Genomic DNA, 26,502 nt, shown 5'->3' on the forward strand with positions numbered 1-26,502 from the left:
GCGACCAGGGTCACGCCTTCGAGAGTTCCCTGGCCTGGCCGACCCAGTCGTCGCGGGTGATCCGGCCCTTGAAGCGGACGCGGTTGTCGACCCAGGCGATCTCCTCGGACCCCCAGGAGGCGATCTGGTCGAAATGGTAGAATCCCAGCTCGTTCAGAGTCGACTCGAGCTGCGGTCCGATCCCGTTGATCCGCTTGAGGTCGTCCGCCCCGCCCTCGCGCGGGGCATCCAGCCGCTCCGGCTCGCGCTCGGGCTGATCGGACGACTCGCCCACCCGGGCGCCCGGCGCGGAGGATTCGTCGGTCGAGGCGACGTCGACGGCCTTGCTCTCGCCTTCCGGATCCGAGGAGGAGCGCGGCTTGGCGCGGGAGCCGGCATCGGCCTCCTGCTCGGTGATCCCGCTCTCGTCGGCGGGCACGTCCTTCGACGGGCGCGGGCCCGGATGCTCGGCCGCGATCTCCTCGGCCTCGTGCTCGTCCGGCACCGTCTCGTCCGCCGGATGGCGGATCCACGGCGCGACCAGCGGCACCTCGGTGCCGTCGATGCGCTTGAGCGTGTCGCCGATGTCGCGCGCCAGCGTCACCGAGGCGTTGGCGGCGTTGCCCTCTCCCTCGACCGGCAGCGAGGTCAGGCCCGAGGCGGGCTCGGACGCGAAGCGGCCCTGCTGCGGACCCGGCGCGGGCACCTCGCCCTTCGCCATGCGGTCCAGCAGGCCGGTCAGGATCTCCGGCGTCAGATCCTCGTAATAGTCCTTGCCGATCTGCGCCATCGGCGCGTTCGCGCAGGCGCCGAGGCACTCGACCTCCTCCCAGCTGAACTTGCCGTCGGCCGACAGCTCGTGCGGGCGCGCCGCGATCCTGTCCTTGCAGACCGCCATCAGGTCCTCGGCCCCGCAGATCATGCAGGACAGGGTGCCGCAGATCTGGACATGGGCGACGCTGCCGACGGGCTGCAGCTGGAACATGAAGTAGAAGGTCGCGACCTCGAGCGCGCGGATATAGGCCAGGCCCAGCATCCCGGCGACATGCTCGATCGCGGGGCGGGAGAGCCAGCCCTCCTGCTCCTGCGCGCGCCAGAGCAGCGGGATGATCGCGCTGGCCTGCCGGCCTTCGGGATACTTGCGGATCTGGGCCTCGGCCCATTTCCGGTTGTCCTCGGTGAAGGCGAAGCTGTCGGGCTGGTCGGGATGCAGGCGGCGGAGCATGGGGCGTCAATCCTCGCGCGGACGTCGAAAAGTCTCTCCGGGTCCATAGAGGAAAGCGGCGGGAAAGGCCAAGGGCCGATCCCGCCGGTCCGGCCTCAGGCGGCGGTGGTCGCCGCGCAGGTCTGCGTCAGCGCGCGGATCGTCCCCTCGCCCGCCACCTGCAGTCGCCCGGCATCGGCGAGGCGCGGCACGATGGTGCGCAGCTCGTCCGCGGTGAGGTTCGCGGCGATCTGGATGGCGTTGCGGTTGGTCGCGTTCAGCACGCAGCCATTCGCCTCCATCGCGGCGATCAGGCGCACCTCGGGCAGCGGTTCGGGGGCCGGGGCGGGCGCGGCCATCATGTCCGGGTCCGGGCCCGTCCCGACGAGATCCGAGAACCGCGCCGGCGAGGCGCAGGCTGCCAGCAGGGCAAGAGCGGGAAGAAGGAGGACGGGGCGCAGCTGCATGGAATCGGCCTTGTTCATGTCGGCGGGACGGGGCGCGGCGCGGCCGCGCCCCCGGTCGTCGGTCGTCGGTCGTCGGTCGGATGGTTCCTGTCGGGCGGATCAGCCGGCGCAGGGGCCGGCGACGATCCGCATCGAGGTCTGGTCGGCGGCGACCTCGGTGCCGTCGTTCTCGGCGAGGAAGGCGATCACCTCGTAGAGGGCGGCCTCCGAGATGCCGCTCATCGCGACGATCGGGCCGATCGTGGCCTCGGACACGATGCAATCCGCCTGCGCGGCGGCGGCGAGGAAGCCGTCCAGCTCCTCCTGCGTGAGGGCGGCGGCCGGTCCAGCGAGGGCGGCGGCGCCGAAGGACAGGGCGAGGGTGGCGAAAATGGTGCGCATGTCGATGCGTCTCCGGTTGGGGTTGCCCCCTGAATGGCCCAATCGGCCCGGCCGGGCAAGATCGGCCCCGCCCCGTCCGGCGGGGGGGCGCCGAGCCGCCGTCAGAAGCCGACCGCCTTGCGCAGCATGTTGGCGGCGACGAGAAGCAGGAACACCCCGAAGACCCGCTTGAGCCGGCCGGCATCGGTCCGGTGCGCCAGCGCCGCACCCATCGGCGCGGTGATCAGCGTCATCGCCACGACCAGCGCGAAGGCGCCGAAATTCACCGCCCCCAGCGTCAGCGGCGGCCGGCCGCCATCGGGCATCTGCACCAGCAGGAAACCCGCGACGGAGGGTACGGCGATCAGCACCCCGAAGCCCGCCGCCGTCGCGACGGCCCGGTGGATCGGCACGCCGAACAGCGTCATGGTCGGCACCCCGAAGGAGCCGCCGCCGATCCCCATCAGCACCGAAAGAAAGCCGATTCCCGGCGACATCGTCCATTTCGCGGCGCCGGTCGGCATCGTCTCTCCCAGCCGCCACCGCGTGCGGCCGAAGGTCATGTAGAGCGCGACCAGCAGCGCCAGACCGCCGAAGATCCCCTGCAGCACGGGGGTGCGCAGGTTGGTCGCCAGGGCGACGCCGAGGATCGCGCCGATCACGATTCCCGGTGCCCAGCCGCGCAGGATGCCCCAATCCACCGCGCCCTTGCGGTTATGGGCGAGGACGGAGCGGATCGATGTCACGATGATCGTGGCCAGCGAGGTGGCGAGGCACATCTGCATCAGGCGGGGGCTGTCGTAGCCCAGCGCCTGGAACGCGTAGAAGAAGGCCGGCACCAGCACGATCCCCCCTCCCACGCCCAGAAGGCCCGCCAGCAGGCCCGCGAAGGCCCCGATCACCAGCAGCAGGGCCGCCATCTGGAGCAGAAGGACGGTATCGGGCATGGGCGGCTCCTCGGTCTGGCTGGGCCGCTTGATGGCCGCCTTCGCCGCGCCCCGCAAGGGCGGGCGGTCCGCTGCAATCCCCGCCGGCCGGCCGCTGCGGGCCGGACGGGGGCGCCGGCGCCCCGCCTCGTAGGGTCGCCCGCAGGTCTCGCGGGCCCAGGCGACGGGGCGGGGGCCTGATGCCGATGAGCGGAACCGGGGCTGCGAGGCGAACGGCCGCCGCCATGCCGGGATGCAGGCGCCGGACCTCTTCGGATGCATCGGACGTCCGGGCCCGACGCCGTCCCGGCCCGGATCTCCCGGCCGCCCCGGATGCAGGCGGGATCGGCACGGCGGTGGCGGGCGACCGGACCGCACGCCCCCCCGGGCCCCGCCGGGGAACTCAGGCGGCGAGCCGGGTGACGCTGGCCAGCGCCCGCTCGACCACCTCGGGACCGGCACCGTCGCGCCCCGCCTCCTCGGACAGGATGCGCCGCCAGCCCCGCGCCCCGGGCCGCCCGGTGAAGAGGCCCAGCATGTGCCGCGTGACCTGGTTCAGCCGGCCGCCGGCGGAAAGATGCGCCTCGATATGCGGCAGCATGCCGGACACCGCCTCCTCGGCGGAGGTCTCCCTCCCCTGCCCCCAGATCGCCCGGTCGGCGGGACCGAGCAGGTTTGCGGGGTCGTGGTAGGCCGCCCGCCCGATCATCACCCCGTCCATCCCGGCCGCGAGATGCGCCTGCGCCGCCTCCAGCGTCGCCACGCCACCGTTCAGCGTCAGGTGCAGGTCGGGGAAGTCGCGCTTCATCCGGTGGACGAGCGGATAATCCAGGGGCGGGATGTCGCGGTTCTCCTTCGGCGACAGGCCCTGCAGCCAGGCCTTGCGCGCATGGATCGTCACGTCGCGCACCCCCGCCCCGCGCACCGCCGAGAGGAAGCGCGGCAGCGCCTCTTCCGGCGCCTGATCGTCGACGCCGATCCGGCACTTGACGCTGATCGGCACCCGGACCGCCGCGATCATCGCGGCGGCGCACTCGGCCACCAGGTCGGGCGACTTCATCAGGACCGCGCCGAAGGCGCCGGACTGCACCCGGTCGGACGGGCAGCCGCAATTGAGGTCGATCCGGTCGTAGCCCCGGTCGGCCCCGATCCGCGCCGCCTCGGCCAGCTCGCCGGGGTCCGAACCGCCGAGCTGGAGGACGACGGGATGCTCCTGCGGGCCGAAGCCGAGCAGCCGGTCCCGGTCGCCGTGCAGCACGGCCGGCGCCGTCACCATCTCGGTATAGAGCAGCGCCCGCCCCGAGAGCAGGCGGTGCAGGGCGCGGCAATGGCGGTCGGTCCAGTCCATCATCGGGGCGACGGACAGCCGCGCGGCGTCGCGGGTCATGGGCGGCGGGCCTCCTGGAAAGAGCGGGCCGTCGGGCGGACGGGGTGTAAGGGGTCGGGGGGGCATATGGGATGCGGGCGCGTCCGAGTCCACTGCGCCGGGGGGCGCGCGCCCCTCAGGGGCCGCCCCCGGGGGACGGGACCCGGGCGACGGGACGCAGGCGCGACCGGGGTGCCCCGGGGACGGCCCGACCTGCCGCCCCAGGCGGAAGGGCGCCCCTCAGGCGCGGGCGACGCGACGCAGGCGCGACCGGGGTGCCCCGGGGACGGCCCGACCTGCCGCCCCAGGCGGAAGGGCGCCCCCTCAGGCGCCGCGGCCGGGCGCCGGCGCGGCCAGGACCAGCACGCCCGGCAGCGCCGCGAGAAGGATCACCAGACCCATCGCGACCGAGGCCGCGATCCCTGCCTCGGCGCTCGCGCCGAGAACGGGCCAGAGCGCGGCGGCCGCCCCTTCGCGCACGCCCCACCCCGCGACCGAGATCGGGATCACCATGGTTGCGAGGACCAGCGGCAGGACCGTCACCACCGCCAGCGGCGGAAGCACCGTTCCGGTGGCGGCCGCGCAGAGGGCGAAGCCGCCGAGGTTGCAGGCCACGATGGCGAGGCTGAGCGCCGCCTGCCGATGCCAGATCCCGGGCGCCAGCACCGCCGCCCGGACCCCGCGTCCGATCCCCCGCGCCGCCCGGCCCAGCGGGCCGCCCAGCCGCGCCGAGACGAGCAGCGCCAGGGCGATGCCGGCGCCGCCCCCCGCGATCCCCAGGGCGAGCGGCGGCACCCAGTCCGGCCAGCGGCCGCCCGCGCCCGTCAGACCGACCGCCGACAGCCCCGCCAGCAGCACCGAGAACAGCGCGACCTGCCCGATCACCCGGTCGAGGACCACCGCCTGGCCGGCCCGGGCCAGGCCGACCCCCTCGCGCGCCCGGACCGCCCGCCCGGCATCGCCGAGCACGCCCGCCGGCAGGACCATGTTGAGGAACTGCGACAGGAAGTACTCGCGCAGCGCCCGCCCGCGCCCGATGACCTGTCCCAGCGCCCCCGCCGTCAGGCGCCAGCGCAGCGCCGAGAGCGCGTTCTGCATCAGGATCGCGGCCAGCGCGAGGGCCAGCAGGACCGGATCGGCGGCACGGAGCAGGCGCAGGATCTCGGGCCCGTCCACGGCCCGCCAGAGCAGGACCAGGAGGGCCACCGGGAGGACCAGGCGGGCGATGCGTCCGACGTGACGGAGGGTGGGTGCCATCGGGGGCCAATATCGGCGCCGGTCGTCCCGGGGCAAGCGCCGTCCCGCCAGCCCCCGCCGCTGCTCCCGGCCCCTGGGCCCCGGCAGCCGCCCCGCCTCCGGCACAGGGGCCGGATCCGCGACTCCCCACCCCCGCGACCGGCCCGGCCTGCGGCCCTCCACTGGCCCCCAGCGCAGGGGCCCCTATGGTCGGGGCACCGAGCGCCGGAAGGATCCCCCCCCGTGACCGTGACCGATACCGGGCCCGCGACCGGGCCGAGCCCCGCCCCCTCGCCGCCGGCCCCGCTGCGGGTCGTGTCCTGGAACGTGCATCGGGGGCGCGGCGGAGACGGGCGGGTGGATCCCGCCCGGATCCTCTCCACGCTGGGGGCGGAGGTCTGCCCTGCCGGCTCGGCCGACATCCTCGGGCTGCAGGAGGCGGACGAGGAGGTTCCGCCGCATGGCCGGATCCTCGACGTGGCGGGGATCGAGGCGGCGACGGGGCTGCGCTCGGTCCACGATCGCGACGGGCTGCGCTGGGGGCCACGGAGCGACGGCTTCCTCGGCGCGATCCTGTTCCTGCCGCCGGACTGGGGTCTCTCCCATGCCGACGTGATCGACCTGCCCGGCCATTGCCATCGCGGCGCCATCGCGGTGGAGGCACGGTCCCCCGCCGGGCCGGTGCGGGTGATCTGCACCCACCTGTCGCTGGGACAGCCGCTGCGGATCGTGCAGGTCCGCACCCTGGTGCAGTACGCCTTCCGGCGCCCCGCCATGCCGACGATCCTGCTGGGCGACCTGAACGAGTGGCGCCCTTGGGGCGGCCTCGCCTTCTCGCCCCGGGTGACCGGCTGCCGCCTGTCCGGGCCCTGCGCGCCGAGCTTTCCGGTCGGCCGCCCGATCCTGCCGCTCGACCGGATCCTCTGCGACCGGCCCGGCGCGGTGACGGGGTTCGAAGTGCTGGACGGGCGCGGGATCCGCGCCGCCTCCGACCACCGCCCCATCCGCGCGCGGGTCGCGCCCTTCGGCCCTGCCGATCGCTCCGGCGGGGCGGCGACCTAACGCCGCGCCGGCCACATCCGCTGGAACACCCCGTCCCGCGCAACGAGGAGGTGATGCAGCGCGGCCCCCGCGTGCAGCAGGACCAGCGCGATCAGCGCGAAGCGGGCGTAGAAATGGACCGCCTGCGCGGCCCCGGCGAGATCGTCTGACAGCGGGACGAGCGGCGGCACGCCCAGGGCATCGAGAAGCTCGATCGGGAAATCCCCCGCCTCGACCCGCAGATAGCCCGAGACGGTCATGACGAGGACCAGCGCGTAGAGCAGCCCGTGCGTCGCCCCGGCGATGCGCCGCTGCCAGGGGGGCACGTGGCCGGGAAGCGGCGGGGCCGGATGGATCGCACGGTAGATCAGCCGCAGGACGACGAGCAGCAGGATCACGATGCCCACGTTCTTGTGATAGAGATAGAGCGCATCCTGCACGGACCGGTCGAGCCCCTCCTCGACCATGATCGCGCCCGCCGGGAGCGTCGACAACACGAGCAGCGCCGTCAGCCAGTGAAGCGCCTGCGCGGGGCCGCGATAGCGCCCGGCCGAGCCGCTGCCTGCCCGTTCACGACTGCCCTGTTCCATCGCCCCCCCGGATGCGGCCCGCCCCCGAGGCTAGCCGGCCCCGCCGGGCCGTTCAACGGCAGGCTTGACTTCGTCCGGACGGGCTTAACTCCGTGCGGATGACAGTCTCCGAGAGGATCCTTCAGCCTGCGCGACGCGGCCGCGTCGCCCCGCCCGGGCCGGGGCCCGGCGTTCTGGCGATGTCGGCGCTCCATCTCGGCGTGGTCGCCGGCGGGATCGCGGCGCTCGAGGCCCTCTTCCCCGCGCTCGCGGCGGGACAGCTGCCGGTTCTCGCGCTGGCCGTCCTGATGGCCGCGACGATCGCGGGGCTGATGCACGCGGCGCGGGGCGGCAGCTACCCGCACGGGCGGTTCGGCGCCTGCAACGGCGTGACCTATCTGCGCGGCTCGCTGGCCTGCCTGCTCGCCCTGCCGCTCGCGGCGCCGTCGGCGCTGGCCGACCCCGACCTCGGCTGGACGATCTTCGCCATCGGCGCGGTCGCGCTGTCGCTTGACGGGGTCGACGGCTGGCTGGCCCGGCGCAGCGGTCTGGCCTCGGCCTTCGGCGCGCGGTTCGACATGGAGATCGACTCGGTCCTCGCGCTCATCCTCGCCCTGCTGGCCTGGGCCGGCGGTGCCGCCGGACCGCTGGTCCTCGTCCTCGGCCTCGCGCGCTACGTCTTCGTCGCGGCGGGCTGGACCCTGCCCTGGCTGGCCGCGCCGCTTCCCCCGAGCTTCCTGCGCAAGACGATCTGCGTGGTCCAGCTCGGCACGCTGATCGCGCTGCAGGCGCCGATCCTGCCGGACAGGCCGGGCCACGCGGCGGCCATCGGGGCCGCCCTGCTGCTCGCCTTCTCGTTCGGGCGGGACATCCGCTGGCTCGCGGCGCGGGGCCGCTGAGGGTGGGGCCGGCATCCCTTCTCCGGCCGGCGCTCGCGGCGCTCGTCCTGTTCCTCGTCCTGATCCAGCCCAACCATCCCGACGCGATGACCTGGGGGGCGCTGCGGCTCTTCCCGCTGGAGCTTCCGGCGATCCTCCTCGTCCTTCTGGTGCTGCCGGCGGGGGCGCCGGCGACGCGCCTCGTCCGGGGCGCGCTTGTCGCGGTGCTGGCCCTGCTGGCACTGCTGAAGGGCGCCGATTACGGCACGCAGCTCGCCTATGGGCGCAGCTTCGATCCGGTCGTCGACATGCACCTCCTCCCCGCGGCCTGGCGGCTCGCCTCGGGCGCCGTCGGCCTGCCGCTCGCGGGGCTGGCCCTGCTCGCCGCGCTGGTTCTGACCGGTGCCCTCGTCTGGGCACTGTGGTGGGCGACGGGTGTCTGGGCGCGCATCGCGCTGCCGAACGGCCCGCTCCGCACGGGCGGGGCGCTGGCCGCCCTCGCCGCGATCGCCCTCGTCGTGGGCGAGGTGGGGGACCGCCGCCGCGCGTGGGAGCTGCCGATGGATCCGCCCGGCACCGCCTTCACCGCCCGGGTCGCGGTCGAGCGCGTCGACCGGACCCGCCGCACGCTCGCCCAGCTCGCCGATTTCACGATCGCGGCGCGTACCGATCCCCATGCCGGGGCCGAGGGCCTGTTCGACCGGCTGTCGGGGCGCGACGTCATCATCGTCTTCGTCGAGAGCTACGGACGGGCCAGCATCGATGTCCCCTTCTACGCCGAGACCCATGTCCCCACGCTCCGGGCGGCCGAGGCATCCCTCGACGCGGCCGGACTCGCCATGCGTTCGGGCTGGCTGACCGCGCCGATGCGCGGCGGGCAGAGCTGGCTGGCCCATGCCACGCTCTCTTCCGGGCTCTGGACGCCGGACCAGACGCGGTACCGCGCCATGCTGGCCAGCCCGCGACGCACGCTCTACCACCTCGCCGCCGATGCGGGGTTCCACACCGCCGCGGTGATGCCGGCCATCACCTACGACTGGCCGGAAGGCGCGCTGATGGGTTTCGACACGATCCGCGATTCCACCGAGCTCGGCTATGCGGGGCCGGCCTTCAACTGGGTGACGATGCCCGACCAGTTCACGCTGGCCGCCTTCGACCGCGCCTTCCGGGCCGAGCCGCCGGGCACGCGGCCCCCCCTCTTCGCGCAGATCGCGCTGATCTCGTCGCATGCGCCCTGGACCCCGATCCCCGAGATGGTCCCCTGGGAGGATGTGGGCGACGGCAGCGTCTACGCCCCGTGGGACGGCGCGGGGGATCCGCCTTCCGTCGTCTGGCGCGACCGCGAGCGGGTGCGCGAGCAATATCGCAGGGCAATCGACTACGCCCTCTCGGCCGCCTTCTCCTGGGCCGCGCGGACGGCGCCCGAGGGACCGCTCATCGTCGTTCTGGGCGATCACCAGACGGCCGATTCCATCTCGCTCAGCGACAGCTATGACGTCCCGGTCCATGTCATCGGACCGGAGGCGGCCCTCGCCCCGCTCGAGGGGTGGGGCTGGACCGAGGGGCTGGTCCCTGCCGCGGACCTGGAGCCCTGGCGGATGGACGAATTCCGCGACCGGTTCATCGCCGCCTACACGTCGGGGACCGACCTCGCAGGGATGCGGCCATGAGCGCACAGACCGACCGCAAAGGGGGGCGCGATGGCTGATCTCGTCCTCGACGGCCTCACCAAGAGCTTCGGCGAGACGGAGGTGGTGCACGGCATCGACCTCTCGGTCGCCGAGAACGAGTTCGTCGTGCTCGTCGGCCCCTCGGGCTGCGGCAAGTCCACGACGCTCCGGATGGTGGCGGGGCTGGAGGCGATCACGGGCGGAGAGCTGCGGATTGGCGGCCGGCGGGTGAACGAGCGTTCGCCGGGCGAGCGCGACGTGGCGATGGTGTTCCAGAACTACGCGCTCTACCCGCATCTGACGGTCGCGCAGAACATCGCCTTCGGACTGCGCCGCAAGCGTCTGCCCCGGGCCGAGCGGAACGCCGCGGTGCAGGAGATCGCACGCCTGCTGCAGATCGAGCCGCTGCTGGACCGCCGGCCGCGCGCGCTGTCGGGCGGGCAGCGCCAGCGCGTCGCGATGGGCCGGGCGATCATCCGCGACCCGCAGGTCTTTCTCTTCGACGAGCCGCTCTCCAATCTCGATGCGCGGCTGCGCGTGCAGATGCGGCTGGAGATCAAGCGCCTGCATGCCGCCAAGCCGGTGACGACGCTCTACGTCACGCATGACCAGACCGAGGCGATGACGATGGCCGACCGGGTCGTGGTGATGAACGCCGGGCGGATCGAGCAGGTCGGCCCGCCATTGGAGATCTACCGCAACCCGCGCACCCGTTTCGTGGCCGAGTTCATCGGCGCCCCCGCGGTGAACCTGTTCGACGCCCGGCTGAGCGCCGGAGCCGGCGACGGGCTCTGGATCGAGCTGGCCGACGGCACGCGCCTTTCGGTCCCGGGCAGCCGGCGCGCGGCCTATGCCGGCTTCGCCGGGCGGCCCGTCGTGTTCGGTCTGCGGCCCGAGGACATCTCGATCGGCTCGGGCGACGACCCCGTCGCGCCGGTCAACATGATCGAGCCGATGGGGGTGGAGACGCTGGCCTATCTCGGCTTCGGCGGGACCGAGGCCTGTGCCCGCCTGACGGGCGGACACGTGCCCCGGCGGGGGGACCGCGTCCCTCTGCAGCTGGGGCTGGAGCGGATGATCCTGATCGACCCCGCGACCGACCGCGTCATCGGCGCGACATCGACCGAAACCTGAAGAACGACCGACAAACGACTGGGAGTGAACACGGAATGACACGCAGACTGACCGCCTCGACCCTCGCCCTGGCGCTTGCCGGGGCCCCGCTCCTCGCACAGGAGGACATGGTGACCCGCGACCGGGTCGGCCCCGCCGATGCCGAGAACGCACTGACCTTCCGCCTGACGGCCTACGATCTCTATTCCTCGGATCCCGCGACCTCCGCCGCCTTCGAGGAGCTGTTCGTCGACTTCATCGAGGACAATCCCGGCTGGCGGATCGACACCCAGCTGCAGACCGGCAACCTCAGCCAGGAACAGGCCCGCATGATCGAGCAGGCCCAGGCCGGGCGCGGGCCAGACTGCGCGATGGTCGACAGCGCGCAGCTCGCCACCTACAAGGCGGCGGGAATCCTCTCTCCGATGAACGAGTACTTCACCGAGGAGGAGATCGCCGATTTCTTCCCCTACGTTCGGGACGGCATCACCGACGAGGACGGCAACATGCTCGCCGTGTGGTGGTTCACCGACCTGCGCGTCCTCTACCGCAATACCGAAGTGGTGCCCGAGGCGCCGCAGACCTGGGACGACCTGCAGGCCGCCGCGCTGGCGACGGTCGAGCAGGGCTACGAGGGGATCCTGTTCAACGGCGCCCGGGGCGAGGGGACGACCTTCGACTGGCTCGCGAACTACTGGGCGCTCGGCGGCGAGCTGGTGGACGAGGCCGGCGAGCCGGTCTTCTACGAGGGCGAGAACCGCGAGCTCTTCCTGCAGGCCGTCCGCTACTACGAGAGCCTCGTGGACTCGGGCGCCGCCCCCGCGCGCGTGACCTCCATCGCGACCTACGACGACATGCTCGCCGCCGCGGCGGCGAGCACCACGGCGATGTTCGTCGGCGGGAACTGGATGTATGCCCAGCTCCAGACCACCCTCCCCGAGGAGGAGGCCGCGAAATGGGAGGCCTCCGAGCTGCCCGGCCCCACGGCCGAGCAGCGCGCGACCGGAACGGGCGGCTGGACCATCGCCGCGCTGACCGACGATCCCGAGAAGGTGCGGATGTGCGCGGGGATCGCGAAGCTCTATCTCGGCCCGGGCAATGCCTTCCAGGGGCTGCTGCCGACGCAGGCCTCGCTCTACGACGAGTACGACACCTATGCGGGGCCGGAATTCGAAGTGTTCTCGGCCGCGCTCGAGAACGGGCGGGCCCGGCCGGGGGTCGCGATCTATCCCGAGATCTCGAACCAGATCCAGATCCTCCTGGGCGAGGTGATGTCGGGCGCGGCCGAGCCCGAAGCGGCGCTGGACGCCGCGGCCGAGGCGGTCGAGGCCGCCTACGCCCGCCAGTGACGCGCGCGGGCCGGGGCGCCCGCCCCGGCCCCGCCCGACGGAGCCGCAGATGATCGCCCGCGCCGCCCGCCGCAGGACCGCGACCCCGCCCCCCGCCGGCGGCGGGCCCGTCCCCGCGCGGCCGCTGCCCTGGCTGCTGCCGGTGCTGCTGTTCGTCGGGCTGTTCTACCTCTGGCCGATCGTCGACGCGCTGCGGCTCGCCTTCACGGATGCCTCGCTGCTGGACCGCGACGCCGCCTTCTCGACCGAGGCGATCGGCGCCATGCTGGGCAGCCCCGCGCTCGGCACCGTGCTGCGCAACACCGCGATCTTCACGCTGGGCAGCGTGGTCGGGCAGATCCTTCTCGGGCTGGCCATCGCCCTCCTCGTCGTGCGCGGAGAGCGGAACGGCCTGCGCGGGATGCTGGTGATGCGCACGCTCGTCCTCGCGGCCTGGGTGATCCCCGGCATCGCGAACGGCATCATCTGGCAGATGCTCTTCTCCGAGGCGCCGTTCGGGGCGATCAATTCCGCCCTGCGGCTCGCCGGTCTGCCGCCCGTCGCCTGGCTGTCGGATCCGGGCAACGCGATGATGTCTGCGATCATCGCGACGGTCTGGCAGGGCACGGCCTATTCGATGATCCTGCTCTACGCCGCCCTGCGGTCGATCGACGACACGCTCTACGAGGCGGCGGCGGTGGATGCCGCGACCCCGTGGGAACGGTTCCGGTTCATCACCCTGCCCGAGCTGCGCGGCGCGCTGCTGGTGAACGCGATCCTGATCGTGATCATGACGCTGAACACGTTCGACGTGATCATCTCGCTGACCGGCGGGGGGCCGGGACGGGCGACCGAGGTGCTCGCGCTCTTCACCTACAACACCGTCTTCTACAATTTCGACCTCGCAGGCGGCAGCGTGCTGTCGATCCTGCTGATGGCGATCTCGCTGGCGCTCGCCGCGCTCGTCGCCGCCTTCCTGCCGCGGGCGGGGCGGCGATGATCCAGAGCCGCCGATCCCGCTGGGGCAACGCGCTGACCTACGCGGCGGCGATCCCCCTCGCCGCGTTCTTCCTGATCCCGGTCATCTGGCTGCTCTCGCTGGCGCTGCGCACCCCGGCGGAGGTGTTCCTCGGCGCCGCCCGCCTCGTGCCGGAGGAGCCGACACTGGCGAATTTCCGGCAGGTCCTGACCGATGGCGGATTCCGCCTCTACCTGTGGAACTCGGTCAAGCTGGCCTTCCTCGGGGCGGCCGGGGCCGTCGCCTGCGCCGCCCCCGCCTCCTACGCGTTCTCGCGGATGAGCTTCCGCGGCAAGCCGGCGCTGATGATGGGCATCCTCGCGGTGCAGATGGTGTCCGGCCTCGTCATCCTGATCCCGCTCTACCGCTGGATGGACCGGCTCGGCCTGCTCGAGACGCATGCCGGCACCACGCTGCTCTACGTCTCGGCCGGGATCCCGGTGACCGTCTGGCTGCTGAAGACCACCTTCGACGGCGTGCCGCGCGAGCTGGAGGAGGCGGCGGCGATCGACGGCCTCGGCCGGTTCGAGACCTTCCTGCGGATCACCCTGCCCCTCGCGGCGCCTGGCGTCGCCTCGGCGCTGATCCTGAACGTGATCCTGAACTGGTCGCAGTTCCTGATCCCCTTCGTGATGCTGAGCGAGACCGCGAAATGGCCGATCTCGGTCGCGATCTTCAACTATGCGGGCGCGACCAATGCCACCACGACCCAGCTGCTCGCCGCGGCCTGCCTCGTCGCCGTGGTGCCGACGCTGATCATCTTCGTTGCGCTGCAGCGTCTGATCGTCGGCGCGCTGACCGCCGGAGCGGTGAAGGGCTGAGGCGGGATGCCGCAGCGCGGCGAACCGATCTTCCCGGATTGCCCGCTTTTTCGGCAGGAGCGGCCCGATTCCCCGAAGTCCCCGCCGGGGACCGCCGATGAGGGGGGCGAAAGCCCGCCGGTTCGGCACGGTCACCCTTTGAACTTTTCTGCAAATGCACGATCTGAGGGGCAGCGACCGCAACGATTCTCGCACTGGACGATTCCCCCATGACCGACCGGCTCCCCCCCCTTCAGCTGCGGACCCTTCCGGTCTCGCGCCGCCGGTCGCTCGGCCTGATCGCCGGGGCCGCCGCCGGTGCGGGTCTGGGTGCGGGATACGCGCCCGCCGCGGCACAAGAGGCGGCCGCCGGGGCGCAGGACGCCCCTGCCGGCACGCCCTTCAGCTTCGACATCCTGACCGGCCGGATGCGCGAGCAGAGCCGCAGCGCCTACCGCGCGCCCGAGCTTCCAGAGGGGTTCCTGCAGGATCTCGACTACGACGATTACCGGCACATCCAGTTCGACCCACGCCGCGCCCGCTGGGCCGGGGACGGCGCCCCGTTCCAGCTGCATGCCTATCACCTGGGCTGGCTCTTCGAGGAGCCGGTCGAGATCCACGAGGTCGTGGACGGCAGCGCGCGGAGGCTGGGCTTCACCACCGCCGATTTCGAGTATCGCGGCGCGTTCGCCGAGGCCGTGCCGCAGGACGCCGACCTTCCCGGGATCGCCGGGTTCCGGCTGAACGCGCCGCTCAACGACCCGGCCCGCTACGACGAGGTCGTCTCGTTCCTCGGGGCGAGCTATTTCCGCGCGCTGGGCCGGGACAACGTCTACGGCCTGTCGGCCCGGGGCCTCGCCATCAACACCGCGATGGGCGGCGACGAGGAATTCCCGCGCTTCAGCGCCTTCTGGGTCGAACGCCCTGCGGACGGCGCGGATCGGGCGGTCTTCTACGCATCGCTCGAGAGCCCCTCCGTGACCGGGGCCTACCGCTTCGTCCTGCGCCCCGGCGAGACCAGCGTGATTCAGGTGACGGCCCGGCTGTTCTTCCGCGAGACCGTCGACCAGATCGGCGTCGCGCCGCTGACCTCGATGTTCCTCTTCGGCCCTGCCGACCAGGGCGCCTTCGACGATTACCGCCTGGCTGTCCACGACAGCGAGGTGCTGCAGCTCGAGACCGATGGCGGGACCTTCGTGCGGCCGCTGGCCAACCCGCCGCGGCTGGCGAATTCCTACCTGGGCGCGGTAGATCCGCGCGGCTTCGGGCTCTACCAGCGCAGCCGCGCGTTCGGGGATTATCTGGATGCCGGCGCCCATTACGAGCGCCGCCCCTCGCTGCGGGTCGAGCCGATGGGCGACTGGGGTCCCGGGGCGGTGCGCCTGATCGAGCTGCCCTCTGACCTTGAGGCGAACGACAACATCGTCGCCTTCTGGGTGCCCGAGGCCGGCGCCGCCGCGGGGGACGAACGGGAATATTCCTACCGCCTGCACTGGGGCATGGCGCCGGACCCGGAGCTTTCGCAGACTGCCCGGATCGTGCGCACGCTTGCCGGTCACGGCGGCGTTGCCGGCGTCGATCCGCTTCTCGACCGGCGAAAGTTCGTCATCGACTTCGAAGGCGGCCCCCTGGCTGAACTCGATCTCGAGTCCGGCGTTGAGGCGCGTGTCAGCGCCAGCGGAGGAGAGATCCTGGAAACCGCCCTCACCCCCGTCGAGGGGACCGGCCTCTGGCGCCTCGTGATCGAGGCGCGGGGCGACGACGGTGCCATCGTCGAGCTGCGCGCCGCGCTGCATCTCGACGAAGCGCCCCTCACCGAAATCTGGCTCTGCCAGTGGATGAAGCCATGACGCCCCCCTTCGACACCGCGACCCTCTCCGAGACCGAGCCGTCCCGCCGCGACCAGGACAGCTGGGCGCCGCCCGAGGCCCCGATCGACATGCCGCGCCAGGTGCTGGAGCCGGCCCGGGGCGGCTGGTCGCTGCGGCGGCTCTTCCCTGTCCGCGACTTCCATGCGTGACCCCCGGGCGGCCGGCCCCGATACCGGCCGGCCGGTGGCGGCGCGGGCGATCGCGCTCGGCTTCGCCGCGCTCTGCGGGCTCGCCGCCGCCGCGATCCTCGCGCAGGCCGCCGCCGCCGACGACGTCTCCGTCTGGGACGGGCTGCGCGTCGCGCTGATCTGGCTCACGACGACCTGGCTGGCCTGGGGCGCCGCGCAGGTGCTGGTCGGATTGCCGCCGCGAGGCGACGCGCCCCCTCGCCGCGAGGGCGATCCGGTGGGGCGGACGATCCTGCTGATGCCGATCTGCAATGAGGATCCGGGCCCGGTCTTCGCCCGGATCGCCGCGATGGACGCCTCTTCCCGCGCGGCCGGGCTCGCGCTCGACATCGCGGTCCTCTCCGATACCCGGGATGGCCCGGCCGCCCGGCGCGAGAGCGCGGCCTTCGCCCTGCTGCTGGAGCGGACGAACGGCGCGGGCCGCATCTTCTACCGCCGCCGCACCGACAACCGGGGCCGCAAGGCCGGCAATGTCGAGGATTTCATCCGCCGCTCCGGCGCGGCCTACGATTACGCGCTGATCCTCGACGCCGACAGCCTGATGGAGGGGGCGACGATCCGCGAGATGATCCTCAAAATGGATGCGGATCGGAGGCTCGGCCTGCTCCAGACCCTGCCCCGGATCACCGGCGCGCGGTCGATCTTCGGCCGCGCGATGCAGTTCTCGGCCGGGTTCTACTCTCCGGTCTTCGCCCGCGGCCTCGCCCGGATGCAGGGCGATACCGGTCCGTTCTGGGGCCACAACGCCATCGTCCGCGTGCGCGCCATGGCCGAATGCTGCGGCCTGCCGGTCCTGTCCGGACGCCCGCCCTTCGGCGGCACGATCCTCAGCCACGATTATGTCGAGGCGGCGCTGCTGGCGCGCGGCGGCTGGCGGGTCGAGGTCGACGAGCGACTCGGCGGATCCTACGAGGAGGGGCCGGAGGACGTCGTGGCCTATGCGCGGCGCGACCGCCGCTGGTGTCAGGGCAACCTGCAGCATGTCCGCCTGATCCTCGCCCCCGGCCTGCGCGGGTGGAGCCGTTTCGTCTTCCTGCAGGGGATCCTGGCCTATCTGGTCGCGATCTTCTGGGGCGCGTTCCTGGCCGCCTCGGTGCTGGCCTCGGTCACCGCCCCGCCCCCCGACTACTTCCCGGAGGCCTACAACCTCTTCCCCGTTTTTCCCGACGACCGAACGAGCCGGATCGCCGGCCTCGCCGTCGGGATCGGGGGCCTGCTTTTCCTGCCCAAGGTCGCCATCCATCTCGGCGCCGCGCTGTCGGGCCGGGCGCGCGGTTTCGGCGGGGCGGCCCGGGCCCTCGTCTCGATGCTGGCCGAGATCCTGCTCTCGACCCTGATCGCCCCGCTGATGCTGGTCTACCAGTCGCGCGCCGTGGGCGAGGTGCTGGCCGGCCATGACGGGGGCTGGCCCGCGACCCACCGCGAGGGCGCCCGCCTCACCCTCGCCGAGGGCTGGGTGGCCGGCCGCCGCATCGCGGCCTGGGGCGTCGTCCTGATCGTCGCCGCCTTCCTGCTCGCCCCGACGCTGGCCCCCTGGCTGCTGCCGGTCGCGCTGCCGATGATCGCGGCGCCGCTGCTGATCTCCTGGACCTCCGCGCCCGCGCCGCGCTGGCTGTTCCCCGTGCCGGAGGAGGCGACGATTCCCCCGGTCGTGGCGCGCTACCGCGCGAACCTCGCGCGCTGGACTGGCCCCGCGGACCGCGATCCGGCGCGGCAGCCGGAGACGGGCCGCCATGTCGCGATCTGACGGCACGCTCGTGAGGTTCCCGCGCGCGGCGACGCCGCCTGCCCCGGCCCCTTCCCCGCCCACCCCCGGCCGGAGCGAACGCGATCCCCGGATCGACCTGTTCCGCGGTCTCGCCCTGGTGATGATCCTCATCGACCACATGCCCGGCAATCCCTACGAGGCCGGCACGATCCGCAATTTCGGCTTCTCGGACGCGGCCGAGGCGTTCTTCGTGATGTCGGGGATCGCGGCGGGTCTGGCCTATTCCGGCGGGTTCGCACGCTGGACCCACGGCGGCGGCTCGCTCTGGCGCGCCGTGGCGCCGCTCTGGCTGCGGTCCTGGACGCTCTACCTGGTGCAGCTCTTTCTCACAGTCTTCGCCCTGGCGGCCTTCGCCTGGGCCGCCGCCGCCTTCGGGAATGCCGAGTTCCTGCAGATGCACAATACCGGACTGTTCCACGAACGGACCGGCGAGGCGCTGACGGGCCTGCTGACGCTCACCTACCAGGTCGGATACGTGAACATCCTGCCGACCTACATCGTCCTGCTGCTGGTCGCGCCGGTGGCGTTCTGGGCCGGGCTGCGTCACCCCTGGCACGTCATCGCCGTGTCGCTCGTCCTGTGGTTCTTCGCAGGGCTCGAGCGCTGGAACGTCCCGAACTGGCCCGGAGGGGGCGGCTGGTTCTTCTCGCCCCTGACTTGGCAATGCATCTTCGTGATCGGCCTGATGATCGGGATCCGGCAGCGGCAGGGCCGCCCGCTCGTCCCCTACAACTTCGCGCTGATGTTCGTCGCCTCCGCCTTCGTCTTCTTCACGCTGGCCTGGCGCGAGATCCCGGAGCTGGGCGCGGCAATGAACGAGCGGATGTGGCAGCTCGGCCAATGGGGCGTGCCCGGCAACCTCGTGGCCCACAACAAGACCTATCTGGGACTGCCGCGGCTGCTGCATGTCCTCGCGCTGGTCTACGTGCTGTCCTGCCTGCCCTGGATCCGGACCCTCGCCGCGACGAGGGGCGCGGCGCCGCTTCGCCTGCTCGGGCGACAGGGCCTGCTCGTCTTCGCCGCGGGGACCGTCCTCGCGCTGATGGGCCAGATCGCGATGGACCTGCGCCCGGACGAGGCCTGGCTGCCCTGGGCGCTGCCGCCGATTGCGCTGGCGATCAGCTTCGCCCTCGCCTGGGTGAAGGACCAGGGCCGCGGCATCGCCAGCCTGGCAGAGCGCCGCGCGGGGCCCGCGGAGCCGCGCGAGCCCGCCCCCGCGCCGCAAGCCCGGACCGGGATCGCGACCTGAGCGAGCCGCTCCTGCGGGCGCCCCTACGGGGGCTGCGCCCGCTTCGCGCTGTCGGATCACCCCGGCATGCAGAGGAGGCGGGAAAGGCTACGCCCGATGTCCCGGCCCCGGCGCCGGTCGGCCCCGCGCGGTCAGGCCGGGAAGCTGCGTTCGGATGAGGGAAGAAAGTGGCGGAGCGACAGGGATTCGAACCCTGGAGACGGTCTCCCGCCTACACACTTTCCAGGCGTGCGCCTTCGACCACTCGGCCACCGCTCCAGCGCGGCCCTCTTGCCCAAGGCGGACCCGGATTGCAAGGGGGATCCGCCCCGCCGCCCCGGGGAGGCGATCACGACCACGTCCCGGTCCCGTCGCCGGCATGGACACCCAAGCGGGCCTTGCCCATACTCGGCAATCGTGCGGCGGCCGGAGCGGGTCCGGCCGGAAGAACGGACCGGCGGATGACGGGCGGAAACGGGATCGGTGGAACTGGGGCACGGGGGGCGCGGCGCGGACCCGGCGCGGGGTTCGAACCTGCGTCGAGCCGGCCGCGCGTCGACCCCGCGCGGGTGGCGGCGGGGGCGCTGGTCGTCATCGCCTTCGCCGTCGTGCTGTTCCTGCTCGTGCAGGCGCGGTTCCTGCTGATCTCGCTCGCGACTGCGATCATCCTGTTCTCGCTCACCTCGGACGCGATCACCTTCATCGCGCGGCAGCGGATCGGTCCGCTCCACGTGCCGAACTGGCTGGCCAGTCTCGCCGCCGTGGTCTTCGTCGCGGCGCTGACGCTGTCGCTGACCTCGATCATCCTGGCGCAGATCAACTCGGTCCTCATCACCACGCTGGCCTATTCCGAGCAGGCCCCCGCGGCCATCGCCTCGATGGTGCGGTTCCTCGGCGCGGATGCCGAGCAGGCCGTCCTCTCGGCGATGGCCTCGATCGACGTGTCGTCCTACCTGCGCACCATCGCCGGGCAGGCGGGCAGCCTGACACAGGGCTCGGTCCTCGTCATCCTGTTCGTCGGCTTCCTCTTCGCCGAGCGGGCCTGGTTCGACGTCAAGCTCGAGAACTTCACCGGCGACGCGGCGCAGGCCGACCGGGTGGGGCGGATCATCGGCTCGATCATCCGGCGCGTGAACCGCTACCTCGCGGTCAAGACGCTGGTCAGCGCGGCGACCGGGATCATGGTCTATGCCGTCGCGCGCACCTTCGGGCTCGAGCTGGCGGCCGCGATCGGGATCCTGACCTTCATCCTGAACTACATCCCCAATATCGGCTCGATCGTGGCGACGATCCTCGTCGCGCTGGTGGCCTGGGTGCAGCTGGCCTCGCCGGGCGCGACGGCCGCGATCTTCGCCATATGCGGGGCGATCCAGTTCGTGAACGGCAACGTCATCGACCCCTGGCTGATGGGGCGGGCCCTGCGGCTCTCGCCCTTCGGGATCATCGTGGCGCTGGCCTTCTGGGGCGCGGTCTGGGGCGTGCCGGGCATGTTCCTGTCGGTGCCGATCATGGTCGGGCTGATGATCGTCTGCTCCGAGATCCCGTCGCTGCGCCCGATCGCCATCCTCCTCTCGCGCGAGGGCCTGCCCGAGCCCGAGACCCAGCCCGATCCCGGCCGCTTCCCCCGTCCGCGGCGCGAAGCGGCGGAGTAGCGGTCAGCGCCGCGCGCGTCCCGTGGGGGAGAGCACGAGGTGCATGACGGGGAAGAACCCCACATCCTCGGCGAAGTACTGGTAGCTGTCGGCGTTCCGGATCGCCGAGAACGGGTCACGCCGCGCCATGTCGGAACAGGGGCCGCGCGCGTAGCAATGGTCGTCGGTCCCGGCGATGACGACGAAATGGCTCAGCTCGTGGATGATCGTGCCCTCGCGGGTCCCGTTCTCCATCCTCGGATCGGCCGCGTCGAAATCGAACATCGCCGGCAGCAGGCGGAAACTCGGGCAGAGGTGCACGTGGTAGTGCTCTTCCCGGAAGACGTAGGCGTAGGTGCCGTCCTTGCAGCCCTCGAACCCCTCGTTGATGCAGCGCACGTTGATCTCGTCCAGCGAGATCGCGTCGTGGACCGCCTTGAGATTGCGGCGCACCGTCTCGGCGTTGCGGTCGCTGTAGCGGCCGAACCACCGCGCGAAGGTGTCGTCGTCGCGCACCGCGGCGGCCGCGGCCTGCGCCATCTCCATCGCCCCGGAGGCGGCGGCGGCGATCTCGGCCTGTTCGGCCTTCGTGCAGGTCTCGTAGGTGACGGCGCGCGCCGGGGCCGGCACCGAGAGGCCGAGGCCGGCGAGCGCCAGCAGGCAGAGCAGGTATCTCATCTTGTCCGGTCCCTCCCCCTCAGGTGGCGCGGATGGTCTTCGCGGCAGAGCCTAGCAGCCGGCCCGGGCCCGGGCAACGCGGCGTCAAGCGCGGCGCGGCCTGTTGCGCGTCCTCCCCGCTCCTCCGGCATGAGAGCGGGGCCGATGGTCTTCGCCCCGCCGGGCGCCTACGACTGCGGAGGGCGCCCCGTGCCGGTCGTGGCGGCGGGCGCACCCTCGGCAGGCGGAGGCGGGCATGAGCGGCGAGAGCGACCGGGTCCGGATCAGGCCCCTCGAGCGCGGTGACCGGTCCGAATGGGGGGCGCTCTGGCGGGCCTACCTCGCCTTCTACGGCACGACCCGGCCCGAGGATCACGTCACCGCCTATTTCGACCGGCTGCTCGCCGAGGATCCGCACGACTTCCGGTGCCGCCTCGCGCTGTCGGGGGGCCGGCCGGTCGGGCTGGTCCACTTCCTGTTCCACGCGCATGGCTGGCGGGCCGAGCCGGTCTGCTACCTCCAGGATCTCTATGCCGATGTCGGTGTCCGGGGCCGCGGGGTGGGGCGGGCCCTGATCGAGGCGGTCTATGCCGAGGCCGACCGCCGCGGCGCGCCCTCGGTCTACTGGCTGACGCAGGCCGGGAACGCGCCGGCCCGCGCGCTCTACGACCGCGTCGGGCGGGCCACCGACTTCGTCAAGTACGAGCGGCCGTCGTGATCCGGCCCGCGCTCGCGGCCGCGGCGCTCGCCCTGGCGGGCTGCGGGGCGCCCGCCCCCGCCCCCGGCCCCGCCCCTGACCCGGCCCCGCCCGCCGTCACCCGGGCCGAGAGCGGGGACTGGCCGCCGATGCGCCGGCCCGCGGGCGCGGCGATGCCGGGGCCGACGCGGAGCCATGCCGAGATGGCGCAGGACATCCTCGACCTCGTCTTCGCGCTCGAGAGCGGCCGACCGGTGCCGCGCCTCACCCGGTTCGAGGGGCCGATCACGGTGGGGGCCGCGGGCCCGCTGCCCCCGACCCTTCCGGGCGAGCTCGCGGCGCTGGTGCGCCGGCTGCGGACCGAGGCGGGCCTGCCGATCGCCGCGGGGGGCGGCGTCGAGGCGCGGATCGTGATCGTCGGCGTGCCGCGGGCCGAGCTCGGCCGCGCGGTGCCGGGCGCCGCCTGCTTCACCGTGCCGGGCGTGTCGAGCTGGGGCGAGTACCTCGCCCGGCGCGGCAGCCCGGCGACCGACTGGACGGCGCTGACCACGCGCGACCGGGTCGCGATCTTCCTGCCCCGCGACACCGCCCCGCAAGAGGTGCGCGACTGCCTGCACGAGGAACTGGCCCAGGCGCTGGGACCGCTCAACGACCTGCACCGGCTTCCCGACAGCGTGTTCAACGACGACAACATCCACGGCGCGCTCACCGGGTTCGACATGCTGGCGCTGCGGGCGATCTACGCGCCGGAACTGCGGTCCGGCATGGGCCGGGGCGACGTGGCGGCGCGGTTGCCCGGCATCCTGGCGCGGCTCGATCCGGGCGGCCTGCCCCGCCCCTCGGGCCCGGCGCGCGACGCCCCCGCCGCCTGGCGCGAGGCGATCGGCGCCGCGCTCTCGTCGGGGAACGGGGTCGCGGGACGGCGGGCCGCGGCGCTGCGGGCCGTTTCCCTCTCCGCCGGGGCGGCGGGGCCCGAACGGGGCTTCTCGCATTACGTGCTCGGCCGGCTGACGCTGGGCTCCGATCCCGCGCGGGCCGGCCGGTCCTTTGCCGCCGCCGCCGAGGAGTTCGCCCGCCGGCCCGAGACGGCGCTGCACGGCGCCCATGCCGCGCTCTATCTCGCCGGCGAGGCGCTGCGCACCGGCGATCCGGCGGGCGCGCTCGGCCGGGCCGGACCCGCGACCGCCATCGCCCTGCGGCACGAGGACGCGGCGCTGGCCGCCTCGCTCCTGATGGTGCAGGCCGGGGCGCTGTCGGCGCTCGGCCGCCCGGAGGAGGCGCGGGCCGCCCGTCTGGACTCGCTGGCATGGGGGCGCTACGGGTTCGGCGCGGATCGGGCCGTCCAGGACCGGCTGTCCGAGATCGCCCGCCTCGCGCCCTAGGCAAAGACCCGGCCGGGCGCGACATCCCTTCCCCGAAGCCCGGAGACTGGCCATGATCATTCCCCTCGCCGGACTGTTTCTCGGCGCGCTGGTCGGCGCCGTCCGGGCCCGCCAGAGGGGCGGAACCGGGGCCGACATGGCGCAATGGGGCGCGGTGCACGCGATGATCTTCGGCCTAGCCGGGCTCGTTCTTCTGATCCTGATCTCGCGCGGGATCGGCTAAGCCGTCATCAGGAATGCGTTTTCTTGTTCCAAGATGAACAACGGGCTACGATACGCGACGCGCAGGGGCGCCCCGACGGCCGCCTTACCGGTGGCCGGAAGGGCCGCGTCAGTGCCGCGCCTGCCGCTCCGCCTCGCGCAGGCGGGCGATCAGCGACCGAAAGCGCTCGTCCTCGGCCGCAGGGGCCGTGTCCTCGTAGACGCGGCGCAGGCAATCGCGCACGTGCAGGGTCGGATCGTCGTCGGTCTCGTCCTGGAAAAACATCGGCTCGCCGCTCTGGTTCGGGCTGTTTTTGATCGACTGCTCTCGTGGTGTAAGGACGCTCGGGCGCGGCGAAACGTTCCATGCCGCGCCGCGGCGACCCTGACTTCTCGTGACCGCTCGGCAACAATTGTCCGAGAGGAGGGGCGCGCCCATATCGAGCGCGCATGCTGAAATTCCTGCCCTTCCTGCTGCCGATCGCCTACGGCTATCTCGTCTACCGCTTCTCGGTGGCGCGGACGAAATCCGAGCTCGACCGCAATTCGGCGGAGCTGGCCGATCCCCGTCTGCGCCCGGTGCTGGAGAAGCTCGCCCGCGCGCTCGACCTGCCGCGGATCCGCGTGCATCTCTACGAGATCGCGCCGGTGAACGGCCTTGCCGCACCGGACGGGCGGATCTTCCTGACCCGGGGGTTCTACGACAAGTTCCGCTCGGGCGCGGTCAGCGCCGAGGAGATGGCCAGCGTCATCGCGCACGAGCTGGGCCATGTCGCGCTGGGGCATACGCGGCGGCGGATGATCGACTTCTCGGGGCAGAACGCGGTCCGCACCGCGCTGGCGCTGCTGCTGAACCGGGTGCTGCCCGGGCTCGGGGCGATGATCGCGAGCGGGCTCGTCAGCCTGGTCGCCGCGCGGATGAGCCGGGGCGACGAATACGAGGCCGACGCCTACGCCACCGCCCTGCTGATCAAGGCCGGGATCGGGCCGGAACCTCAGAAGACGCTCTTCCGCAAGCTGGAGGCGCTGACCGGCAGCGGCAAGGGATCTGCCCCCGCCTGGTTGCTAAGCCATCCCAGGACCGAGGAACGGATCGCCGCGATCGAGGCGAACGAGCAAAAGTGGCTGACCTGAGGGCGACCTAGCCCACCGCCTTCGCAAGTTTCGGCAGGCGGGCCTTCTTCAGCAGCGCCCGCGCGGTCCAGTCCGTCCCCGACAGGGCCCGGGCGGTCGCGAGCGTGCGGGCGACCACCGCCTCGACCGGATCCGGCGCCCGGTCGTATAGCGCCCGCATCAACTGGTCGGGATCCTGCCGCTCCAGCCCCCATTCGGCCAGCAGGCCGCGCGGAAAGTCCCTGGCATTGCTCGTCAGGATGATGTCGCAGGATCCGTGGATCGCCGCGGCGAGGACGTGCACATCCGCCGGGTCGGGCAGGCGCAGGCCCCGCTCGCGATGCTCGTAGCTCGTTATCAGCGCCTGCGGGAAAGCCTCCGCGGCACGCGCGGCATCGGTGCGGGCGATGCGCTCGGCCTCCGGGCCCAGACGCGCGGCGGCACGGGCCCATTCCTCGGCGATGCGCGCGGTCCAGCGGGGGACGAAGAGCCCTTCCGACGCGACGCCGAGGACCACCTCGCGCATCACGGTCGGGTAGAGGACGTTGGCGTCGATCAGGACGCGGGGACCGCCCCGCCCGTTCACAGCCGGAACGTCACGGACTTGAGATAGCCGCTCTCGGCCAGATGCGGCAGGACGGGATGGTCGGGCCCGGCGAAGCCGGTCTGGACGATCTGCCCCCGCCGGCCGGCCTTGCCGATGCCGCGGGCGCTGGCGGCGCGGAACCGCGACAGGTCGGCCGCATGCGAACAGGAGCAGAGCGTCAGGTAGCCCCCCCGCTCGACCAGGGGCGCCGCCATGCGGGCGATCCGCTCGTAGGCGCGCAGGCCCGCCTCGAGCGCCTGTTTCGACGGGGCGAAGGCGGGCGGATCGCAGATCACGACGTCGAAGCGCGCGCCCTCGGCGCCCAGCGCGGCGAGCGTGTCGAAGGCGTCGCCCTGCCGGGTGGCGAAGCGGTCCGCGACGCCCGACGCCGCCGCCCCCTGCCCCGCGAGGTCGAGCGCGGGGGCCGAGCTGTCGACGGCGAGGCAGCTCTCCGCTCCCGCCGCCAGCGCGGCGAGGCCGAAGCCCCCCACATGGGCGAAGATGTCGAGCACCCGCGCCCCCCGCGCCAGACCGGCGACGAAGGCATGGTTCGGCCGCTGGTCGAAGAAGAGGCCCGTCTTCTGCCCGCCCATCACGTCGGCCATGTAGGTCGCGCCGTTCATCGGGACCGGGATCGGCGCCTCCGGCGCGGCGCCCCGGATCACCTCGGTCCGCTCCTCCAGCCCCTCCAGCCCGCGGGCGCGGCCGGTGCCGTTCAGGATCACGGTCGCGGCGCCCGTGACGCGGACCAGCGCCTCGGCGATCTCCTCCGCCGCGGCGTCCGCCCAGGCCGCGTTGGGCTGCATCACCGCCACGTCGCCGAAGCGGTCGATCACCAGCCCCGGCAGCCCGTCCGCCTCGGCATGGACAAGGCGGTAGAACGGGGCGTCGAACAGCCGCTCGCGATGAGCGAGCGCCGTCCCCAGCCGTGCCTCCAGCCAGCCGGCATCGATCTCGGCGCCCGGATCGGCATCCATCACCCGTCCGGCGATCTTCGAGCCGGAATTGACCGTGACCAGCGCCATCGGCCGCCGCTCGGCATCCTCGAGCACGGCAAGCGCGCCCGCGGGCAGCGCCTTGGTCCGCCGGTCGAGGACCAGCTCGTTGGCATAGACCCAGGGAAAGCCGTGGCGGATCGCGCGCGCCTCGGCCTTGGGCATCAGTCGGACGGTCGGATAGGGGGTCTGGGGCAGGCTCATGCCGCCCCCATAGACCGGCCGGGGGA

27 protein-coding genes and 1 tRNA gene are annotated in these 26,502 nt (G+C 72.8%); 16 read left to right on the forward strand and 12 right to left on the reverse strand.

Annotated features, from left to right (window positions below):
* Positions 1 to 10: 10 nt before the first annotated feature.
* From BUE30_RS15615 to BUE30_RS15640, 6 genes are all read right to left on the reverse strand, one after another.
* Complete coding sequence (locus BUE30_RS15615) at positions 11 to 1,204, reverse strand: NADH-quinone oxidoreductase subunit E (RefSeq protein WP_073333409.1); 1,194 nt, start codon at positions 1,202 to 1,204, stop codon at positions 11 to 13.
* A gap of 95 nt (positions 1,205 to 1,299) precedes the next feature.
* Positions 1,300 to 1,650, reverse strand: a complete 351-nt coding sequence (locus tag BUE30_RS15620) for a hypothetical protein (RefSeq protein WP_139300584.1) — start codon at positions 1,648 to 1,650, stop codon at positions 1,300 to 1,302.
* Positions 1,651 to 1,749: 99 nt separating this feature from the next.
* Positions 1,750 to 2,031 (reverse strand): hypothetical protein, encoded by a 282-nt coding sequence (locus tag BUE30_RS15625; protein ID WP_073333418.1) that lies wholly within the window; start codon positions 2,029 to 2,031, stop codon positions 1,750 to 1,752.
* A 101-nt stretch (positions 2,032 to 2,132) separates the two neighbouring features.
* Positions 2,133 to 2,957, reverse strand: a complete 825-nt coding sequence (locus tag BUE30_RS15630; protein ID WP_073333422.1) for a sulfite exporter TauE/SafE family protein — start codon at positions 2,955 to 2,957, stop codon at positions 2,133 to 2,135.
* 382 nt (positions 2,958 to 3,339) lie between these two features.
* The gene (dusA, locus tag BUE30_RS15635) at positions 3,340 to 4,323 is read right to left on the reverse strand and encodes a tRNA dihydrouridine(20/20a) synthase DusA (RefSeq protein ID WP_073333426.1); all 984 of its coding nucleotides are present in this window, start codon (positions 4,321 to 4,323) and stop codon (positions 3,340 to 3,342) included.
* A 303-nt stretch (positions 4,324 to 4,626) separates the two neighbouring features.
* Complete coding sequence (locus BUE30_RS15640) at positions 4,627 to 5,559, reverse strand: lysylphosphatidylglycerol synthase transmembrane domain-containing protein (RefSeq protein WP_073333430.1); 933 nt, start codon at positions 5,557 to 5,559, stop codon at positions 4,627 to 4,629.
* A 222-nt stretch (positions 5,560 to 5,781) separates the two neighbouring features.
* On the opposite strand from BUE30_RS15640, the gene BUE30_RS15645 reads away from it, so the two are divergent.
* Positions 5,782 to 6,600 (forward strand): endonuclease/exonuclease/phosphatase family protein, encoded by an 819-nt coding sequence (locus BUE30_RS15645; protein ID WP_244526385.1) that lies wholly within the window; start codon positions 5,782 to 5,784, stop codon positions 6,598 to 6,600.
* Here the strand turns inward: BUE30_RS15645 and BUE30_RS15650 are convergent.
* Positions 6,597 to 7,169 (reverse strand): cytochrome b, encoded by a 573-nt coding sequence (locus BUE30_RS15650; protein ID WP_073333435.1) that lies wholly within the window; start codon positions 7,167 to 7,169, stop codon positions 6,597 to 6,599. The two genes, BUE30_RS15645 and BUE30_RS15650, sit on opposite strands and share 4 nt — an antisense overlap.
* 179 nt (positions 7,170 to 7,348) lie before the next feature.
* Here BUE30_RS15650 and BUE30_RS15655 point away from each other — a divergent pair, with 179 nt between their 5' ends.
* From BUE30_RS15655 to BUE30_RS15695, 10 genes are all read left to right on the forward strand, one after another.
* Positions 7,349 to 8,047, forward strand: coding sequence for a CDP-alcohol phosphatidyltransferase family protein (locus tag BUE30_RS15655; RefSeq protein WP_244526386.1), 699 nt, complete (start codon positions 7,349 to 7,351; stop codon positions 8,045 to 8,047).
* A gap of 2 nt (positions 8,048 to 8,049) precedes the next feature.
* The gene (locus BUE30_RS15660) at positions 8,050 to 9,696 is read left to right on the forward strand and encodes an alkaline phosphatase family protein (RefSeq protein WP_073333442.1); all 1,647 of its coding nucleotides are present in this window, start codon (positions 8,050 to 8,052) and stop codon (positions 9,694 to 9,696) included.
* Between the two features lie 30 nt (positions 9,697 to 9,726).
* A complete protein-coding gene (locus BUE30_RS15665) occupies positions 9,727 to 10,830 on the forward strand; it encodes an ABC transporter ATP-binding protein (RefSeq protein ID WP_073333446.1) in 1,104 nt (367 codons plus the stop codon).
* 35 nt (positions 10,831 to 10,865) lie between these two features.
* Positions 10,866 to 12,158 carry an extracellular solute-binding protein gene (locus tag BUE30_RS15670; protein WP_073333451.1) on the forward strand — a complete coding sequence of 431 codons (1,293 nt, stop codon included), beginning with the start codon at positions 10,866 to 10,868 and terminating at the stop codon, positions 12,156 to 12,158.
* Positions 12,159 to 12,207: 49 nt separating this feature from the next.
* Positions 12,208 to 13,137, forward strand: coding sequence for a carbohydrate ABC transporter permease (locus BUE30_RS15675; RefSeq protein ID WP_083601428.1), 930 nt, complete (start codon positions 12,208 to 12,210; stop codon positions 13,135 to 13,137).
* A complete protein-coding gene (locus BUE30_RS15680; RefSeq protein ID WP_073333454.1) occupies positions 13,134 to 13,976 on the forward strand; it encodes a carbohydrate ABC transporter permease in 843 nt (280 codons plus the stop codon). The genes BUE30_RS15675 and BUE30_RS15680 overlap by 4 nt, the downstream gene beginning before the upstream one ends.
* Before the next feature lie 209 nt (positions 13,977 to 14,185).
* Positions 14,186 to 15,805, forward strand: a complete 1,620-nt coding sequence (locus tag BUE30_RS15685; protein WP_073333457.1) for an OpgD/OpgG family glucan biosynthesis protein — start codon at positions 14,186 to 14,188, stop codon at positions 15,803 to 15,805.
* Positions 15,802 to 15,975, forward strand: coding sequence for a hypothetical protein (locus BUE30_RS17870; protein ID WP_170865659.1), 174 nt, complete (start codon positions 15,802 to 15,804; stop codon positions 15,973 to 15,975). Before BUE30_RS15685 ends, BUE30_RS17870 begins: the two co-directional genes overlap by 4 nt.
* Positions 15,968 to 17,761: a glucans biosynthesis glucosyltransferase MdoH gene (gene mdoH / locus BUE30_RS15690; protein WP_073333462.1), complete on the forward strand. Its 1,794-nt coding sequence runs from the start codon at positions 15,968 to 15,970 to the stop codon at positions 17,759 to 17,761. Before BUE30_RS17870 ends, mdoH begins: the two co-directional genes overlap by 8 nt.
* Positions 17,748 to 19,031: an OpgC family protein gene (locus tag BUE30_RS15695; protein ID WP_083601429.1), complete on the forward strand. Its 1,284-nt coding sequence runs from the start codon at positions 17,748 to 17,750 to the stop codon at positions 19,029 to 19,031. The genes mdoH and BUE30_RS15695 overlap by 14 nt, the downstream gene beginning before the upstream one ends.
* A 168-nt stretch (positions 19,032 to 19,199) precedes the next feature.
* Here BUE30_RS15695 and BUE30_RS15700 read toward each other — a convergent pair.
* Positions 19,200 to 19,289: transfer RNA gene (locus tag BUE30_RS15700), tRNA-Ser, on the reverse strand.
* A 182-nt stretch (positions 19,290 to 19,471) separates the two neighbouring features.
* On the opposite strand from BUE30_RS15700, the gene BUE30_RS15705 reads away from it, so the two are divergent.
* The gene (locus tag BUE30_RS15705; protein ID WP_083601430.1) at positions 19,472 to 20,662 is read left to right on the forward strand and encodes an AI-2E family transporter; all 1,191 of its coding nucleotides are present in this window, start codon (positions 19,472 to 19,474) and stop codon (positions 20,660 to 20,662) included.
* Positions 20,663 to 20,665: 3 nt separating this feature from the next.
* On the opposite strand, the gene BUE30_RS15710 is transcribed toward BUE30_RS15705, so the two are convergent.
* Entirely contained in the window at positions 20,666 to 21,319 is a 654-nt protein-coding gene (locus BUE30_RS15710) for a M35 family metallo-endopeptidase (protein WP_073333470.1), read from the reverse strand.
* Positions 21,320 to 21,554: 235 nt separating this feature from the next.
* On the opposite strand from BUE30_RS15710, the gene BUE30_RS15715 reads away from it, so the two are divergent.
* Genes BUE30_RS15715 through BUE30_RS17875 form a run of 3 tightly spaced genes read left to right on the forward strand, consistent with a single transcriptional unit; the run spans position 21,555 to position 23,600 of the window.
* A complete protein-coding gene (locus tag BUE30_RS15715; RefSeq protein WP_073333475.1) occupies positions 21,555 to 22,016 on the forward strand; it encodes a GNAT family N-acetyltransferase in 462 nt (153 codons plus the stop codon).
* Complete coding sequence (locus tag BUE30_RS15720; RefSeq protein WP_244526387.1) at positions 22,013 to 23,377, forward strand: DUF2927 domain-containing protein; 1,365 nt, start codon at positions 22,013 to 22,015, stop codon at positions 23,375 to 23,377. The genes BUE30_RS15715 and BUE30_RS15720 overlap by 4 nt, the downstream gene beginning before the upstream one ends.
* A gap of 52 nt (positions 23,378 to 23,429) precedes the next feature.
* Positions 23,430 to 23,600: a hypothetical protein gene (locus BUE30_RS17875; RefSeq protein WP_170865656.1), complete on the forward strand. Its 171-nt coding sequence runs from the start codon at positions 23,430 to 23,432 to the stop codon at positions 23,598 to 23,600.
* A 108-nt stretch (positions 23,601 to 23,708) separates the two neighbouring features.
* Here BUE30_RS17875 and BUE30_RS17880 read toward each other — a convergent pair whose 3' ends face one another.
* On the reverse strand, positions 23,709 to 23,864 hold the full coding sequence (locus tag BUE30_RS17880) for a hypothetical protein (protein WP_170865660.1): 156 nt from the start codon (positions 23,862 to 23,864) through the stop codon (positions 23,709 to 23,711).
* A gap of 164 nt (positions 23,865 to 24,028) precedes the next feature.
* On the opposite strand from BUE30_RS17880, the gene BUE30_RS15725 reads away from it, so the two are divergent.
* The gene (locus BUE30_RS15725; protein ID WP_073333480.1) at positions 24,029 to 24,712 is read left to right on the forward strand and encodes a M48 family metallopeptidase; all 684 of its coding nucleotides are present in this window, start codon (positions 24,029 to 24,031) and stop codon (positions 24,710 to 24,712) included.
* A gap of 7 nt (positions 24,713 to 24,719) precedes the next feature.
* Here BUE30_RS15725 and BUE30_RS15730 read toward each other — a convergent pair whose 3' ends face one another.
* Together BUE30_RS15730 and BUE30_RS15735 are read right to left on the reverse strand one after the other, a co-directional pair.
* Complete coding sequence (locus BUE30_RS15730) at positions 24,720 to 25,277, reverse strand: RSP_2648 family PIN domain-containing protein (RefSeq protein ID WP_073333485.1); 558 nt, start codon at positions 25,275 to 25,277, stop codon at positions 24,720 to 24,722.
* Positions 25,274 to 26,476, reverse strand: coding sequence for an RSP_2647 family RNA methyltransferase (locus BUE30_RS15735; RefSeq protein WP_073333490.1), 1,203 nt, complete (start codon positions 26,474 to 26,476; stop codon positions 25,274 to 25,276). The genes BUE30_RS15730 and BUE30_RS15735 overlap by 4 nt, the downstream gene beginning before the upstream one ends.
* Positions 26,477 to 26,502 lie beyond the last annotated feature (26 nt).

Origin of the sequence: Wenxinia saemankumensis (genome assembly GCF_900141735.1) — a bacterium.
Taxonomy (GTDB): domain Bacteria; phylum Pseudomonadota; class Alphaproteobacteria; order Rhodobacterales; family Rhodobacteraceae; genus Wenxinia; species Wenxinia saemankumensis.